The organism is Tateyamaria sp., from assembly GCF_039945315.1.
In the GTDB taxonomy this organism is placed as follows: Bacteria; Pseudomonadota; Alphaproteobacteria; order Rhodobacterales; family Rhodobacteraceae; genus Tateyamaria.
This window is the reverse complement of sequence record NZ_JBDUXB010000060.1, coordinates 52,341-68,415: the sequence shown is the minus strand read 5'-3', so window position 1 is coordinate 68,415 and position 16,075 is coordinate 52,341. Positions and strand designations below refer to the sequence as shown.

The 16,075-nt window shown below is 59.3% G+C and carries 16 protein-coding genes; 8 read left to right on the top strand and 8 right to left on the bottom strand.

Annotated features, from left to right (window positions below):
* Nucleotides 1-939 carry a DUF726 domain-containing protein gene (locus tag ABJD00_RS19970; protein WP_413831177.1) on the bottom strand — a complete coding sequence of 313 codons (939 nt, stop codon included), beginning with the start codon at nucleotides 937-939 and terminating at the stop codon, nucleotides 1-3.
* A 295-nt stretch (nucleotides 940-1,234) separates the two neighbouring features.
* Between ABJD00_RS19970 and metZ the strand changes: the two genes are divergently transcribed.
* On the top strand, nucleotides 1,235-2,422 hold the full coding sequence (gene metZ, locus ABJD00_RS19965) for an O-succinylhomoserine sulfhydrylase (protein WP_413831175.1): 1,188 nt from the start codon (nucleotides 1,235-1,237) through the stop codon (nucleotides 2,420-2,422).
* Between the two features lie 163 nt (nucleotides 2,423-2,585).
* On the top strand, nucleotides 2,586-3,689 hold the full coding sequence (gene folE2 / locus ABJD00_RS19960; RefSeq protein WP_413831173.1) for a GTP cyclohydrolase FolE2: 1,104 nt from the start codon (nucleotides 2,586-2,588) through the stop codon (nucleotides 3,687-3,689).
* 58 nt (nucleotides 3,690-3,747) lie between these two features.
* Here folE2 and ABJD00_RS19955 read toward each other — a convergent pair whose 3' ends face one another.
* The 4 genes from ABJD00_RS19955 to ABJD00_RS19940 form a co-directional block, all read right to left on the bottom strand.
* Complete coding sequence (locus ABJD00_RS19955) at nucleotides 3,748-4,368, bottom strand: inner membrane-spanning protein YciB (RefSeq protein ID WP_413831171.1); 621 nt, start codon at nucleotides 4,366-4,368, stop codon at nucleotides 3,748-3,750.
* A gap of 13 nt (nucleotides 4,369-4,381) precedes the next feature.
* On the bottom strand, nucleotides 4,382-5,284 hold the full coding sequence (locus ABJD00_RS19950) for an EamA family transporter (protein ID WP_413831169.1): 903 nt from the start codon (nucleotides 5,282-5,284) through the stop codon (nucleotides 4,382-4,384).
* A 78-nt stretch (nucleotides 5,285-5,362) separates the two neighbouring features.
* The gene (gene ftsY, locus ABJD00_RS19945) at nucleotides 5,363-6,865 is read right to left on the bottom strand and encodes a signal recognition particle-docking protein FtsY (RefSeq protein ID WP_413831167.1); all 1,503 of its coding nucleotides are present in this window, start codon (nucleotides 6,863-6,865) and stop codon (nucleotides 5,363-5,365) included.
* A gap of 527 nt (nucleotides 6,866-7,392) precedes the next feature.
* The gene (locus ABJD00_RS19940; protein WP_413831165.1) at nucleotides 7,393-9,087 is read right to left on the bottom strand and encodes an NAD(P)H-dependent oxidoreductase subunit E; all 1,695 of its coding nucleotides are present in this window, start codon (nucleotides 9,085-9,087) and stop codon (nucleotides 7,393-7,395) included.
* Between the two features lie 213 nt (nucleotides 9,088-9,300).
* Here ABJD00_RS19940 and ABJD00_RS19935 point away from each other — a divergent pair, with 213 nt between their 5' ends.
* The 3 genes from ABJD00_RS19935 to ABJD00_RS19925 are packed head-to-tail and all read left to right on the top strand — an operon-like array spanning nucleotide 9,301 to nucleotide 10,784.
* Nucleotides 9,301-9,651, top strand: coding sequence for a hypothetical protein (locus ABJD00_RS19935; RefSeq protein ID WP_413849815.1), 351 nt, complete (start codon nucleotides 9,301-9,303; stop codon nucleotides 9,649-9,651).
* A gap of 9 nt (nucleotides 9,652-9,660) precedes the next feature.
* Nucleotides 9,661-10,338, top strand: a complete 678-nt coding sequence (locus tag ABJD00_RS19930; protein WP_413831161.1) for an alkane 1-monooxygenase — start codon at nucleotides 9,661-9,663, stop codon at nucleotides 10,336-10,338.
* Nucleotides 10,335-10,784, top strand: a complete 450-nt coding sequence (locus ABJD00_RS19925) for a hypothetical protein (protein ID WP_413831159.1) — start codon at nucleotides 10,335-10,337, stop codon at nucleotides 10,782-10,784. Before ABJD00_RS19930 ends, ABJD00_RS19925 begins: the two co-directional genes overlap by 4 nt.
* Nucleotides 10,785-10,802: 18 nt before the next feature.
* On the opposite strand, the gene xseA is transcribed toward ABJD00_RS19925, so the two are convergent.
* Nucleotides 10,803-12,341: an exodeoxyribonuclease VII large subunit gene (xseA, locus tag ABJD00_RS19920; RefSeq protein WP_413831157.1), complete on the bottom strand. Its 1,539-nt coding sequence runs from the start codon at nucleotides 12,339-12,341 to the stop codon at nucleotides 10,803-10,805.
* A 68-nt stretch (nucleotides 12,342-12,409) separates the two neighbouring features.
* Between xseA and purD the strand changes: the two genes are divergently transcribed.
* Entirely contained in the window at nucleotides 12,410-13,678 is a 1,269-nt protein-coding gene (gene purD / locus ABJD00_RS19915; protein WP_413831155.1) for a phosphoribosylamine--glycine ligase, read from the top strand.
* 39 nt (nucleotides 13,679-13,717) lie between these two features.
* Here the strand turns inward: purD and ABJD00_RS19910 are convergent, their stop codons facing one another.
* Together ABJD00_RS19910 and ABJD00_RS19905 are read right to left on the bottom strand one after the other, a co-directional pair.
* Nucleotides 13,718-14,467 carry an FG-GAP repeat domain-containing protein gene (locus ABJD00_RS19910; RefSeq protein WP_413831153.1) on the bottom strand — a complete coding sequence of 250 codons (750 nt, stop codon included), beginning with the start codon at nucleotides 14,465-14,467 and terminating at the stop codon, nucleotides 13,718-13,720.
* Between the two features lie 2 nt (nucleotides 14,468-14,469).
* Nucleotides 14,470-14,793, bottom strand: coding sequence for a 2Fe-2S iron-sulfur cluster-binding protein (locus tag ABJD00_RS19905; protein WP_413831151.1), 324 nt, complete (start codon nucleotides 14,791-14,793; stop codon nucleotides 14,470-14,472).
* Between the two features lie 127 nt (nucleotides 14,794-14,920).
* Between ABJD00_RS19905 and ABJD00_RS19900 the strand changes: the two genes are divergently transcribed.
* The gene (locus ABJD00_RS19900) at nucleotides 14,921-15,355 is read left to right on the top strand and encodes an OB-fold nucleic acid binding domain-containing protein (RefSeq protein ID WP_413831149.1); all 435 of its coding nucleotides are present in this window, start codon (nucleotides 14,921-14,923) and stop codon (nucleotides 15,353-15,355) included.
* 124 nt (nucleotides 15,356-15,479) lie between these two features.
* Nucleotides 15,480-16,007, top strand: coding sequence for a peptidoglycan-binding domain-containing protein (locus tag ABJD00_RS19895; RefSeq protein ID WP_413831147.1), 528 nt, complete (start codon nucleotides 15,480-15,482; stop codon nucleotides 16,005-16,007).
* The last annotated feature ends 68 nt before the right edge of the window (nucleotides 16,008-16,075 follow it).

Genomic DNA, 16,075 nt, shown 5'->3' with positions numbered 1-16,075 from the left:
TCATGATGCTGTTTTCTGCGCCATGGGCAAGGGCAGCGTCAGTTTTGAAGGCGCAAACATGCGTGACCAGCGCGGCGCAACCGCAACAGGCAAGACTTGCTGCAGTGCGGGCAAAGCAACCGTACGCGGATTGCGCAGCACTTGGGCGTAAAAGCGCAATGCACCCGGACGCGTGTACCCCGACCAGTGGCACATGCGTCGTTCCGGTGGTGCGACATGACCGCCAAACCGGGTCAGGGCCGCCAGAGTGTGGGCACAGTCAAGTTGCAGGTTGGCGACGTTTGGCAACTCCAACCAAATGCCCATAGCCCGATCCCCTGCAACAGGGGGCGCGATCAGCCGTTCATACATGAAATCAAAAACATCGTTCTCGCGATTGATGATATTGAAAAGTTCCGATGTACGCCCCGCCCTGCTCTGCATCGCGGCCGTCGCGCGACTGGCATATGTGGCTCCGGAAAAGGTGATGATGCGTTGCACGGCATGGGCAGGCAGGTGTTGCAGGGCCTCAAAGACCACTTCTGAGCCCATCGAATGGCTGATCACATGGACCGGGCGATGTGGCGCGGCCCGTCGGATCAGCGCAATTACCTCAGCAAGATGTTGGCCTGCCACACGCGCAGCACATTCGGCCCGCCACAGATCGCCGCGTGCCCGCCAGGCAAAAGCGATTGCAAGTCCTTCATCAGAATTCCCGCTGCAAAAGCCCAGATGCCTCAACCACTGGACGTTTCCATCTTTGTGATGGTGCATCTCGGTTCCAAAAATTGAAGTGTGCGGGGAAAAGGCTGTGTCCTCGGGATCGCATTTGAACCCGTGGATCAGCACCATCACGGGACCGGTTCCGCGCGCAGCGGTTCGAACCGTGGGCAAAGCCGCAGCGGGCGAGCCATTCACTGTCAGACCGCCGGGGCCTGCATTCAGTCTCAGGATCGGCATTTCAGCACCTCCTACCACATCTAGTGGCGCCGCTATGGACGAGACATATGACGTGCAGATGAATTTAAGGTTACAGCACCGTGACGGTGTTGACGTGCAACACTTCTGGTCGTACCCCATGCAACGTGGCGATTTGTTACCGGATTGCGGGCCACCCCAACGTCTTTATTCTATGGGCAGGTTGGAAAACTCCGCTAAAAGGTCAGGATGAAAGCCCCCCTTTCGCTTGACCGCGTCTGGGGGTTTTTTGTGGCCTGACCCCGACTTCAGGCCCGATGACTATGGAGCAACGCTCATGAGCGACAACTGGAACCCGCGCACCCGTGCCGTGCATGGTGGCACGCGCCGCAGCCAATATGGAGAAGTCAGCGAAGCGATTTTTCTGACCCAAGGCTTTGTCTATGAAAGTGCCGAGGCTGCTGCACAGCGGTTTGAGGCGGCTGGGGACGATGAATTCATTTACGCCCGCTACGGCAACCCCACGGTCCGGATGTTCGAAGAGCGGATTGCGATGCTTGAAGGGGCCGAGGACGGTTTTGCCACCGCCTCCGGCATGGCGGCCGTGTCGGGCGCGCTGACCGCGATGCTCAAGGCCGGCGACCGGGTTGTGTCGGCGCGCGCGCTCTTTGGATCTTGTCTCTATGTGCTGGAAGAAATCTTGACCCGTTACGGGGTCGAGGTGGTCTTTGTAGACGGCACCGATCTGGACCAATGGCGGGCGGCGATCACGCCGGACACAACGGCCGTATTTTTCGAATCCATCTCGAACCCCACTTTGGAAGTGGTGGATATCACCGCTGTTTCTGACCTTGCCCATGCTGTTGGTGCAACGGTTCTTGTGGACAACGTGTTTGCCACACCGGTCTTTTCCAACGCCATCTCGCAGGGTGCGGATGTGGTGATCTATTCGGCAACCAAGCACATTGACGGACAGGGGCGCGCCCTTGGCGGGATCATCCTTGGGACACGTGACTTCATACGCAAGACGGTTGAACCTTACATGAAACACACCGGTGGCTCGATGTCGCCGTTTACCGCCTGGGTGATGCTCAAAGGATTGGAAACGCTGGATATGCGGGTGCGCGCGCAGGCTGAGACTGCGCTGGCGCTAGCGGATGCACTGCAAGGTCACGACTCACTGGCAAGGGTCCTCTACCCCGGCCATCCAACCCACGCGCAACACCCCTTGGTGCAAGACCAGATGGGCGGCCAAGGCGGCACGGTTCTGTCATTTGATCTGAAGGATGGTCAGGCGGCCGCGTTCAAATTCCTAAACGCGCTGACAATCCCGGTGATCTCGAACAATCTGGGGGACGCAAAGTCCATTCTGACTCACCCAGCTACAACCACTCACCAGCGATTGCCGCAGGACCAAAAGGATATCCTTGGTATTACACCCGGCCTTGTGCGCATGTCTGTGGGGCTGGAGGACCTGCAGGATTTGAAGGCGGACATCCTGCAAGCGCTTGATCAAGCAAAATAATGCAGTTTGGGCGCCAATATGGCGCCCACTGCCGGAATCTGTCGGTATGTCGTCCTAATTGTCATCCATGTTGCAACTGTGCACGTAATCGTTAGCACTGTTGGACTTACCGGATGGGCGGCTTACATGCCTTCCACGGAGACAAGAAAGGGGGGCTACTTCTATGAACATTCATACGCCCGATATTACTGCAATACCCGAACGCGACGAGGCCGAGGCTGCACTGGATCTGCTGCGCCGCTGGGCCAAATCTGCCACCACTACCGATATTCTGGAACTCGACCCATCTGTGGCCCGTCTTGTGCCCGGCGGCGACGGGGTCGACTATCCATCTTTTGCGCGGGACTACCCGACAGATTTTGCGGTTAATGACGGTTACAAAGACACCTTGCCCGATCTCCAAAACGGCCCCTCAAGCCTGATCCGCGGAGCAAAACAGCAAATCCAGCACGTTGGAATTTCCAACTTTCGTTTGCCCTTGCGCGTACAAACCCGCGATGGCGATGCGCTGACGCTCGAGACGTCCGTGACCGGCACTGTCAGCCTCGATGCGGACAAAAAGGGCATTAACATGTCCCGGATCATGCGCTCGTTTTATGCATATGCCGAAGAAACCTTTAGCTTTGAGGTGATCGAGGCGGCGCTGGATGATTACAAATCAGACCTCGAAAGCTTTGATGCGCGCATTCAGATGCGCTTCAGCTTTCCGATGAAAGTCGGCTCCCTTCGCTCAGGCCTTTCTGGCTATCAGTACTACGACATCGCTCTGGAACTGGTCGAACAGGCCGGTGTACGCAAAAAGATCATGCATCTCGACTATGTCTATTCCTCAACATGCCCCTGTTCGCTGGAACTGTCGGAGCATGCCCGAGCTACGCGCGGTCAGTTGGCCACACCGCATTCGCAGCGTTCTGTTGCACGGGTGTCCGTCGTCTTGGACGAAGACGCGAAATGCCTGTGGTTCGAGGATTTGATCGAAGCCTGCCGCCGCGCCGTGCCGACTGAGACACAAGTCATGGTCAAGCGCGAGGATGAACAGGCCTTTGCCGAATTGAACGCCGCCAACCCGATCTTTGTCGAAGATGCAGCGCGTCTTTTCTGCGAGCAATTGCTTGCAGATGTGCGCATTGGCGACTTCCGTGTGGTGGCGAGCCATCAGGAAAGCCTGCACAGTCATGATGCCGTGTCTGTGCTGACTGAGGGCGACACGTTTGCCTCGGACAGCATTGATCCGCGAATGTTCTCTACTCTGTTCCACGTGGGCTAATAAAAAAGGCGGAGAACATCTCCGCCTTGCTACGCCGCCGCTACCGCCTTAGGCGCAGCTATTGCTGCGCTTCCGGTGGATCGCCCTCTTCAATCAGGTAGGTTTGCAGCGCTGTGATCTGCCAGAACAGGAAGGCGACCAGCGCAATCGGAAAGCCGAACGTTTCGATCTTGACCCATGCATCGGTCGACATCGTGCGCCAGACCACCTCGTTGGCGATCGCAAGCCCGGCAAACATCGCACAAAGCCTGCGGGTCAGGATCATCCAACCCTCTTGTCGCATCGGCATCGCGTCATTGAGAACATAAGCCAGCCAGCTTTGGCCACGTAGTAACCCGATGCCCAAAAGCAGAGCAAAGACCCCGTAGACGATCGAGGTCTTCATCTTGAAGAACCGTTCGTCGTTGAACCATGCTGTCAGCCCGCCAAAGAAGATCACCATGAATGCAGTAAAAATCTGCATCCGGCTGAGTTTACCCGTGAGGGCCCAAAGCACGGCGATGGCCACCAAAAGGATCGGCACGAAGATCAAAGTGGCAACGATGAACCCGGAATAATCGGTGCCTGCATAAGTATAGGTTTCATCCCGTATGCGCAGATAGATCAGAAAAAAGACCACCGGCGGGCCCAGTTCCAGCACCTGCTTCAGGATCGGGTTGATGTCGCGTGCGTCACTCATGCTCTGCCCTTTGTTATCCGCCCAATTCCACAATCACCGCACCTAGCGCAATCAGGGCCATCAGCGCAATTCTGCGTGGTCCTACCGTTTCTTTCAGCACCAGCCAACCGATAATGGCGGCAAAGACTGTCGATGTCTCGCGCAGCACCGCCGCCTCACCCACTTTGTCGAGCCGTGTTGCCAACATGATCGCGCCAAAACTGAAAAACGCGACGAACCCGCCAATGATTCCGCGCAACGCCAGAGGCGGCAGACTGGGTGGATTATCCATTCGACGCCACCGCATATACGCAATCGGCGGCATGAAAATTCCGTCAATCATGAAAAACCATGCCAGAAAGGTAAACGGGTTCTCTGTCGCCCGGATTCCGTAGGCGTCGTAGGTCGTATACAACGCAACAAACAGTCCGGTGAGCACCGCAAGCCCAAGAGCGGCGTTCAAGGTATCGCGCTCGGATTTCAGGAAGATCAAGTTGTAGACCGCCAGTCCGAAGATACCCGACAGCAGCACCGCAACGCCAAGCCATTGGGTGAGTGTAAACAACTCTCCGAACAGCAAGTATGCACCAATCACTGCAAAGAGCGGCCCCGTGCCTCGCACAACTGGATACACCACAGTGTAGGCACCCTTGGTGTAGGCCCACGCCTGCAGCAGCTTGTAGATCACGTGTATGACAAATACGCCTGCAAAGATCGGCCACATGTGCGGCTTGGGCCAAGGCACGACAAATAGCGCAAAGGGTGCAGCCATGAGCCCGTAAGACGCGTCGATCGCACCCCTAGTCAGCCAAGGATCGTGCCGTCCTTTTTGCAGCGCGCCAAAAACCGCGTGCAAAAAGGCAGCAAGGATTGCAAGGAACAGAGCCACCTGATGCCCCGTTTCCGTTCCCTCGATGCTGATCAGCCAATCTGTCATGTCAGCTGGTTAGGGGGCTGTCCGCCCCCACCCGACAGGGACCCGGAGGATTTTTTACTGTCAGAGAAGAGGGACGCGTCATTCAGCGTCGAGACCTGTGAGAGCTGCGGCGAAATCTTCTGGATCAAAGGGGGCAAGATCGTCGATCTGTTCGCCCACCCCAATGGCGTGGATCGGCAGGCCGAACTTGTCCGCAAGGGCCACCAGCACACCGCCCTTGGCAGTACCGTCCAGCTTGGTCATCACAAGGCCAGACACATCCGAGACCTCCTGAAAAACCTTAACCTGATTGAGCGCGTTCTGGCCCGTGGTCGCGTCCAGCACCAGCAGTGTGTTGTGCGGCGCGCTTGGGTCTTTCTTGCGGATCACCCGCACGATCTTGGCCAGTTCCTCCATCAGGTCATCCCGGTTCTGCAAACGCCCTGCCGTGTCGATCATCAGAAGGTCAGCCCCATCGGCCTGTGCCTGTGTCATGGCCTCAAAGGCAAGACTGGCCGGATCGGACCCTTCGGGCGCGGTGAGCACCGGCACCCCTGCCCGCGTGCCCCAGACCTGCAACTGTTCAACGGCAGCAGCGCGGAACGTATCACCGGCCGCAATGACCACCGACTTTCCTGCGGCCCGGAACTGGCTGGCCAGTTTGCCAATTGTTGTGGTTTTGCCTGACCCGTTCACGCCCACCACAAGAACAACTTGCGGCGTTTGCGGATAGAGTGGAAGTGGCTTGGCCACAGGTTCCATGATCCGCGCAATTTCGCCGGCCATCAGTTCTTTGATTTCATGAACGGACAGCTTACTTCCCATCCGACCCTCAGCCATATTGGCCGCCACGCGCAGCGCCGTGTCCACACCCATGTCTGCTGCGATCAACAACTCTTCGAGCTGCTCGAGCATGTCGTCATCGAGCGTGCGACGCAGCACGGGCGCCGCGTCTTTGCGGCCCAGCAAACGCCCCAGAATACCCCGCGATGGAGTCGGAGCGCTGCTTGCGGGTTCGATGTCCTCCAAGGGGGATGCTTCAAGCCTCACCTTCAATGGCGCTGGAGTGGGCTCAGGCTCCGCTGCAGATGGAACATCAGGCGCGTCGGCCGGATCGTCCTGCGGCTCAGGTGCGGGCGTGTCAACTGGTTCCTCTGTGGCGGCAGGCATCGGTCGCGATGGAGCATCAGGCTCAGGAACAGGTGGCGTTGACCACTTAGGTTCCTGTGAGGCGGCAAGCTCTGGCGCACTCACCGGTTCAGGTTCCGGAGCGTGTTCAGGAGCCTGCTCGGGCTCGGGAACCTTTTCAGGTTCGGGGGTTATTGTTGGTTCAGGCTCGGGCGTTGGCTCCGGTTCCGGTTCCGGCTCCGGGTTACGAACCTGTTCAGGTACTGGCGCGGGTGTTGGGTCTTGTACGGGTTTCGCGGTGGGTTCAGGCGCGGCCACTACTTCCGGAGCAGGCGCATCCTTAACCGGCTCAGACATCTCATTAACAGGCAGAGTCTCTTCGACACCGCCATCTTCGACAATAGCCTCAAGCCCCTCATCCAGTTTGGAAGAGGATTTGAACAAGCGGTCTTTGAGTTTCTTGAAAAATGCCATGGTGCCTCCGCGTACGCCCTCACCTAATGCGCTTTGGCTTGCTGGAAAAGGCCGTATCTGCCCGAGAGCGACGCATACCGGATCATATCTGCTACGCGGCGCAGCTATCTGAACGAACCTGTGACATGTGCCAGGATGGATCCAAAGAACACGGTCAAAAAGAAAAACGCGCAAGAGCTGTGACCCTTGCGCGTTTTGAACTGGTTACCCTGCGGACCACATGGCCCGAAATGATGCGTTACCCTGGCATGTGCGACCGTAAGCCCTCAAAGAAGTTGGCCGGTAGAAGTCCGGCCGTTTTGAAAGATGCGGCAGCGGCGGGCTATTAGCCCATTGCGCAAATCGCTTTCGCCTCTGATACAACTGTCTTCAACTGATTACGCCGATTGAGTATCTGCGCTGCTTAAGTGATAGGCGAAAAATCGCCTATTTGCAATCAAATCCAGCTTTACCTTGCGTTAAGCGAAAAAATCCAATGTTTACCGCGCCGATTCCCTCTCAGGTGGCAAGCCGCCGACATTATGCAATCAGATTTCGTCTTCAAAATGCTGCATCACCAACTTGATAGGATTCGGTGCCGCTTGCCCCAATCCGCAGATCGACGAATCAGTCATGGCATTGCACAGCTCACCAAGCAGTCCCTGATCCCACGTCTCAGCCTGCATCAGCTTGACCGCCTTTTCACAACCCACCCGGCAGGGCGTGCATTGCCCGCAGCTTTCGTCTTCAAAAAATCGTAGCATATTCAACGCCGCATCTCGAGCACGATCGTGATCCGACAAGACCACAACCGCCGCGGAACCGATGAAGGTGCCGTGAGGTTGTAGCGTATCAAAATCCAAGGGGATGTCGTGCATTGTAGCTGGCAAAAGCCCGGACGACGGCCCGCCCGGCTGGTAGGCCTTGAACACGTGCCCTTCAGCCATCCCTCCGGCTGCCGCAATTACTTCGGTGATGGTCGAACCCGCAGGCAAATCATACACGCCCGGCGTTTTCACACGGCCTGACACCGAATAGCTGCGCAATCCCACACGTCCATTGTGTTCGACATCGGACATGATCTGAGGGCCTTCGCGCAGAATTCGCGCCACCCAGTGCAGGGTTTCGACATTGTGTACCAGCGTCGGCTGTCCAAACAGACCGACCTGAGCCACGAAAGGCGGGCGGTGGCGTGGTAGGCCACGTTTGCCTTCGATGGATTCGATCATGGCGCTTTCTTCGCCACAGATATACGCCCCGGCGCCCCGGCGCAGGTCGATATATCCCGGTTCCACAAGCCCTGCAGCTTCCAGAGCCGCGATTTCGCGACGAAGGATGTCCAGTACGGCGGGGTATTCATCTCTCATGTAGATGTAGCAGCGCGCTGCCTCGACAGCCCATGCCGCAACCAACATTCCTTCGAGGAACAGATGAGGCCGTCGTTCGAGGTGATACCGGTCTTTGAATGTACCGGGCTCACCCTCGTCCCCGTTCACGGCCAGATATCGTGGGCCCGGATTGGCGCGCACAAATCGCAACTTCTTGCCTGCAGGGAAACCCGCCCCGCCCAATCCGCGCAGTCCGGCAGAAAGAACGGTGTCGAGTGCGACTTCCCAGTCCCCATTGTCGCGCAGATCCAGCAGCGTGGCATAGCCGCCGCCTGCACGGTACGCGTCGAAAGCCTCATAATCCGGAACATGCGCATCCGTATCGCCTGCGGCGATGGCGGCGTGGACCTTTTCGACAGTGGCGTTGTCGATATGGTTGTGACCCAGTTCCAACGTCGGCGCCGTGTCGCAGCGCCCCATGCAGGGCGCGCGCAACACGCGGACTTCGCTTGCATCCAGCCCATCTTCAAGAGCAGCTTTGAGCGCCTGCGCACCCGCTAATTCGCAAGATAGGGAATCGCAGACCCGGATGGTCAGCGCAGGCGGAGGCACCTCACCTTCTTTGACCGCATCGAAATGGGCATAGAACGTGGCGACCTCATAGACTTCGGCCATGCTCATCCGCATCTCCTCGGCAAGCGCGCGCAGATGAGCAGCGCTGAGGTGACCATAGGCGTCCTGAATCAGGTGAAGAAACTCGATCAGCAGATCAGCGCGGCGCTCTTGGTCCCCCAAAAGGGCGCGAACCTCATCCCAAGCCTGATCTTCAAGCGCGCGACCCTTGGGACGTACCCGGCCTTTGCCCTTGCCGGATTTCCAGACACCTTTGCCCTTTTCCACTCGATCCAGCGCCATGCCACACTCCCTTGGCCCGATTTCAACGCGACCATATCAGCGGCGGCACCGCGTCTTGAGCCCAAAAGCGACCCCAAAACGCGCAAACCACGCGCCGATGCGCGCCACTGTGGCGCGCATGGGACACCGGCGGGCGTCGCGACACCGCTGTTAAGACGCACATAGCGGTCCCGTGGTAGAATACGCCCACCGAAAAAGGAGCGATTCTGCTTGATGTTACGCCTGTTGCCTTTTGTGGTTGCGACTTGTACGCCCGCCGGTCTGTTGCTGGCGGCTTGCGTCTTTGGGGGTGTGTGGGCGGGCAGTGCCATTCTGGCGATTACGGTTTTTGTCTTTGCCCTCGACAAAATCGGCGGGGCCACACCCATCTCCGACGCAAGCGGGCACCTTCTGTCCGTCGTGCTTGGCATCCTGCATTTCGTCCTTCTGGGGGCCGCTGCATGGGCCATGAATGGGCCGCTGCCCCTGCTCGACAAGGTGCTGCTGGTCATTGGCTTTGGGTTATATTTTGGTCAAATCTCAAACTCCAACGCGCACGAATTGATCCACCGCGCAGACCGCTAGGCCTTTCGATTGGGGGCGGCGAACTATGCCAGCCTCGTGTTCGGCCATCACACCAGCGCGCATCGTCTGGTCCATCATGTGCACGCCGCAACGCCTAAAGACCCCGCAACAGCGCGGGGTGGCGAGGGGTTCTGGGCCTACTTGCCACGCACATGGGCGGGCAGTTTTAGAGCAGGCCTGCGAGCAGAGCGTCAGCGCCACGCAGGAGCAAGCTGGCCCGCACCATATGTTGGGTACATTGCCGGAGCCGTAATCACGCTTGCCATTGCCTTCACACTTGGGAACGTTTCTGGCGTGGCAGGCGTTATCGCGATGGCGGTCTATGCCCAGATACAATTGATGTTGTCGGACTATGTGCAGCACTACGGGCTGGAACGGCAGATGCAATCCGACGGGAGCCGCGAGAAGATGGGGCCACAGCACTCATGGAACGCCCCGCACTGGCACTCATCCGCGATGATGCTAAACGCGCCGCGCCATTCCGCGCATCACACCCGGCCGGGTCAGGCCTTTCCACAACTTGAGTTGGATGCAGAGACGATGCCGATGCTCCCCCGCTCGCTGCCTGTGATGGGCATGATCGCACTGGTTCCATCGTTGTGGCGCCGGGTCATGGATCAGCGTGTTGCCGCGTGGCGGAAACAACGATCTGTGGAAAACAGCCCATTGCAGCCCGCGACCCCATGATCACGCGCTTGCGACTGGTACCTGTTGGCGCGCTCTGGCAGGGTGCGCTTATGCGTATGATCCTGCCTTTTCTTGCCGTGTTATCTTCTGCTTCTGCGGTAGCCGCAAACCCTATGTCAGCGGCTGAGTTCGAAGCCTACGTGACGGGAAAGACGCTGTACTACGGACGTAAAGGCGCGGCGTATGGCGCTGAAATCTATCATGAAAACCGCCGAGTCACGTGGTCCTTCCTCGATGGGGAGTGCAAAGAAGGGCACTGGTATAACGAGGGTACCAGTATCTGCTTTGTCTACGAAGACCGCATCGATCCACAATGCTGGACGTTCGAACGCGGATCCTCCGGGCTGATAGCAACCTTTGAAAACGATCCTGAAAGCCAGGAGCTGTACGAAGCGCAGGACGTCGGTGAAGAGATGATCTGCCTCGGGCCCAAAATCGGGGTGTAAGGCGCAGCAGCGTGCAACCTAAAACAGGGAGCCCTGCTCTGGTGGTTTGGACTTGGCCTTGCGTTGAGTCGTGCCGCCAAGTTTGAGACGTCCATCTGCAAACTCGATCTCAAGGGCCGTGGCGGTTTCGGCGGCCGCCCGCGTGGTCACGATCTCACCGCCGCCGCGCACCACCGCGTATCCGCGTGCAAGCGTCGCTTTGTAACTGAGCGTTTCGCGCAGCCGGTCCATGGCATCCAGTCGCGCGCGCAATTGCTCGATCTGGTGCGTGCCAGTGGCCTGCAACCGTCCACGCACGGCATCAAAACGCGCACGCGCCTGTTCGGTGTCCTGTACCAACAAGCGCGGAGCAAACCGTGCAACGCGGGCATCCAGCTGCTCTCGTCTGCGTGCCGCAATCCGCGCCAACGCCGGGGCCAACCGGTCCGACATAGCGGTCAGTCTTAGGTGTTCATTACGCATCTGGCGGGTCAAAATCGCGGGGCGCAACGTACCCGAAACATCCGACAGCCGTACGCGTCTGCGCTGCACCCCAGCAATCAGCGCCGGGCCAAGCCTGTCACCAAGCACGTCCAAACGTTGGCGCGGCCCCTCGACCAGAGCATCCGGGCGCGGCAGCGCGCGCGCCAGATCCCGCAAGCGCTGGGTGCGGCGCACAAGGCTCGTGCTCAGGCTCGCCGCCATGCGCCCGCCCGCCTGTTCGACCCAAGCGGCCAGTTCATGCCGCACAGGCACTGCAATCTCGGCAGCCGCAGTTGGCGTCGGCGCGCGCTGGTCCGACGCAAAATCGATAAGCGTCGTGTCAGTTTCATGCCCCACCGCCGAGATCAGCGGAATGTCCGAAGCGGCAGCAGCTCGGGCCACAACCTCTTCGTTAAAGCCCCACAGGTCCTCAACCGACCCGCCGCCACGCGCTACGATCAACAGATCCGGACGCGGCATGGCTCCACCAGGCGTCAGCGCGTTGAACCCTTCAATTGCGCGAGCCACTTCTGGCGCACACGCGGCACCCTGCACCGCCACCGGCCAGATCAGAACCTTACGTGGGAACCGGTCGCGCAGCCGATGCAGAATATCGCGGATCACCGCCCCTTGAGGCGAGGTCACGACCCCGATCACCTCGGGCAGATAGGGCAGCGGCTTTTTCCGCTCGGCATCAAACAACCCTTCCGCCGCCAGCGCTTTCTTGCGTTTTTCAAGCAAGGCCATCAGCGCACCCTCGCCCGCAATGGCGATCCGCTGGGCGTTGAGCGAGAATTTGGACTGAAAACCGGAAGCCGTCATACGCCCTTCGGCAACAACTTCCATTCCCTCTTCGGGCATAGTGCCAAGCTCGGGCACCTGCCCCTTCCAAGTCATGCAGGACAGCACGTTGCGTTCGTCTTTGAGATCGAAATACAAATGGCCTGAGCGCGCCAAAACCACGCGGCCCACCTCGCCCTTGATCCGGACCCAGCCCAGTTCAACTTCAATCAGCTTTTTTACCCGACCCGCGATTTCCGAGACCGAGAATTCCGGCGTGTTGGATCCCGGTACAGGATCGTCGAGAAGGTCCATGGGCTGTCCTTGTGTGCATCGCCTGTGCAGCTTAGAACGCGAGAAGACAAAGGCCAAGGAGTGCGCCCATGAACATTCTGATTTTGGGCGGCGGTGGCCGCGAACATTCGCTGGCTTGGGCCGTCCTGCAAAACCCTAAATGCGACCGGTTGGTGGTTGCCCCAGGCAATGCCGGAATCGCTGCAATTGCAGACTGCGCTAACCTCGATATCTGTGACGGCGGTGTCGTGGTCACCTTTGTCGAAGAAGAAGCGATAGATTTCGTCATCATCGGCCCAGAAGGGCCCTTGGCAGCAGGGGTCGCCGACCGCTTGCGCGATGCAGGCGTCCTCGTCTTCGGCCCAAGTAAAGCAGCCGCACAGCTCGAAGCCTCCAAGGCCTTTACCAAAGAAATTTGCGCCGCCGTTGATGCACCCACAGCGGCCTACGGTCACTTTACCGATGCTCCTGCCGCGCGGGCTTATGTGTCTGAAGTGGGTGCGCCCATTGTCGTCAAGGCCGATGGACTGGCCGCAGGCAAAGGCGTCATCATCGCCGAAACTGTGGCACAGGCCCACGCCGCAATCGACGACATGTTCGGCGGCGCTTTTGGCGGCGCAGGTGCCGAAGTGGTAATCGAAGAATTCATGACTGGCGAAGAGGCGTCCTTCTTTGTCCTCTGCGATGGCACCGACGTCTTGCCCATCGGCACCGCTCAGGATCACAAGCGCGTCGGCGAAGGCGACACGGGCCTCAATACCGGCGGCATGGGCGCCTATTCCCCTGCCCCGGTCCTGAGCGAGGCCATCGCAGCTCGCGCCCTCGACGAGATCATCCGGCCCACCATGGCCGAGATGGCGCGTCGCGGGATGCCTTACCAGGGGGTGCTCTATGCCGGGTTGATGATCGAGGACGGCGCGCCGCGACTGGTGGAATACAACGTTCGCTTTGGCGATCCTGAATGCCAGGTGTTGATGATGCGCTTAGGGGCTCAGGCCTTTGATCTGATGCATGCTGCAGCTGAAGGACGACTGGCAGAGGCGCAGGTCAACTGGGCCAACGATCATGCCATGACGGTAGTCATGGCGGCGAATGGCTACCCCGGATCTTACGAAAAAGGTGCTGTGATCGGAGGACTGGACGCATTGCCCGAAACCAGCAGCCAGATGGTGTTCCATGCCGGAACCAAAGCGCAAGGCGGGGCCGTTACAGCGTCTGGTGGGCGAGTGCTAAACGTGACCGCACGGGGGGGCACCCTTCAGGAAGCAGCCGCAAAAGCCTATGAAATGGTGGACGCGATCGACTTTCCTGACGGCTTCTGCCGGCGAGATATTGGCTGGCGCGCGCTCAAAACCTGAGTGTCATTTCGCTAGAATGTTTCTTGCCGGAGGCTTGTGTCAGTCAACGCACTCCATGGCCCGCGCAAAGGCAGGGCGTGAGGTGTCGGTGCCGATAGCGCGCGTTTCGAAACCGTCGGCCGCCCAAGTGATAGCAACCAGCTGCGCCCAGTTGGCCGTCGCCACAATCATCTCGGGGCTGCCTGCGCATGTGCGGATACCGCCAGCGATATCCGCCTCTCCGATCCGGTGGTTGGTCACACCTTTGAGCGTCGCAACCTGTCTCAGGGTGCCCACCTGATAGCTCCAGACATGCAAGGTTTTGGCGAGATGGGGGCGGTCAACAAAGGTGATTTCGACAACCCCGTCCCCGTCCAGATCAGCAGCCCCGATAGGGGCCAGCCAGCGATTACGGGTCCCGATATGGGGGGTCTCGGTGATCTTGCCTGACGGCCCGTAGACCACCAAAGCCGCGCCAGCATTGACGTCAGATTCGACGACGATCACTTCTGGGGCACCGTCACGGTTCAAATCGGCCAGACGCGGGGCCACGTCTTCGAACACATGATCGATGGGCAGGGTGAATGTCGATATGCGCCCGTCTGTGAGGGTGAGCTCAAGCGCACCCCACTCGATGGCGTCTCCGAGGACCCCATGCGCATATCTGTCGGTAGGTGCAGTGTAACGCGCCGATGCAATGGTGTCGGCCCGCACGCCACCGGGCACCGCGAGCCAAAGGCACACCGCCAGCAGCGCGCCGCGGGCGGTGCCGTTCGATAGGCGCAACAGCAGACGCGGCGCCCGGGCCAAGATCAGATCTGCTTTTCGGGCATCTGCACGATCAGGCCATCCAGCGCGTCGGTCACTTTCAACTGACAGGTCAGGCGGGACCGGGTCTCGTCCGGCTCATAGGCAAAGTCGAGCATGTCTGTTTCCATGTCGTCCTTGGCAGGCAGCTTTTCGACCCAGTCGGCGGCCACATAGACATGGCATGTCGAGCACGCACAGGCGCCCCCGCAATCAGCCTCGATGCCCGGGATGTTGTTGTCCCGCGCGCCTTCCATGACAGTCAGGCCATTGGCAACGTCCACCACATGTTTGGTGCCGCCGTGTTCGATGTAGGTAATCTTGGCCATGAAATGTGCCCCTTCGGTTTTGTCGCTCTGACAGGTTCTAGCGATCCCTTTTTCGCCCCGCCAGCCCCTTTCGCACGCCCGCCCTTTTCCGCTTGCGATGAGAGGTAAATGTTCTATTTTTGTTCTCATGCGTGTTGCTAAAAATCTGACATCACCCCGACCGGAGCCTTCAGCGCACGGCTGGCCGCGCCCGCCGTCCTGCTTGCGAGCGTGCGATCTGAATGCTCCGCCCGTCAACGCGCGCATCGCGGTTGCGGGCCTTGTGATCCTGCGCCAACGCCCCGGCACCGCCAAGGGCGTGATCTTTATCACGCTTGAAGATGAAACCGGCGTGGTCAACATCATCGTGTGGCGCCACATCTACGAACGCTTCCGCCGTGCGGTGGTGGCAAGCCGGATGCTACGGGTGACGGGGCGGATGCAGCGGGCGCACAGTGTCACGCATGTGCTGGCCGAAGAGATTGAGGATATCTCGCCCCTGCTCGACCAGCTTCTGGCTGAGGATACAGGTCGACAGATGGCGGCCGAGGCGCGCACCAAAACATGGGACGGCCGCAAATAGGCACAAACCCACCTGCCCCCCTCTGGCAGCCGGGCAACAGCACACACACTCCACCACATGCAGGACTAGGCAGGCCACAGGCCCGACGCTATGCTGACAAAAAAGCCCACTCAGAGGCCCGAGCATGCGATCCATACCTTGTCTTTCTGCCTTCGCGGCAGCCCTGTTTGTGACAGCCTGCGCCGAAAACGCAGCTGTCACCTCTTCCAACATTGATCCCGTATCACTGGCAACCTCCCCACCTGGGGCGGAGCCAGGCACATGCTGGGACAAGACCGTCAGCCCGGCGATTGTAGAAACGGTCACCCGCAAGGTGCTGCTCCAACCAGCCCAGATCAGCAGCGATGGACGGATTCAAGCGGCACCCGTCTACAAGGATGAAACCTATCAGGAGGTTGTCAAACCACGCGAGGCCACGTGGCACGAAATACCTTGTGCTGCAGATCTCACGCCTGAGTTTGTCTCGTCTTTGCAACGCGCCCTTGGCGCCCGTGACTATTATCGCGGGCCAGTCACAGGTGAGCTGGACAATGCAACCAAAGATGCAGTCCAGCGCTATCAGCGTGATGAGGGGATAGAGAACAAGACGCTGTCCCTGGCTACAGCGCGCCGATTGGGTTTGATTGCCGTGCCTCGGGACACCGACGCCTGACCAAGCGCACCACAGGTGCGCCCCAAATCTCATCCGCCACAAGAAAAAAGGCGCCCGGTGAGGGGCGC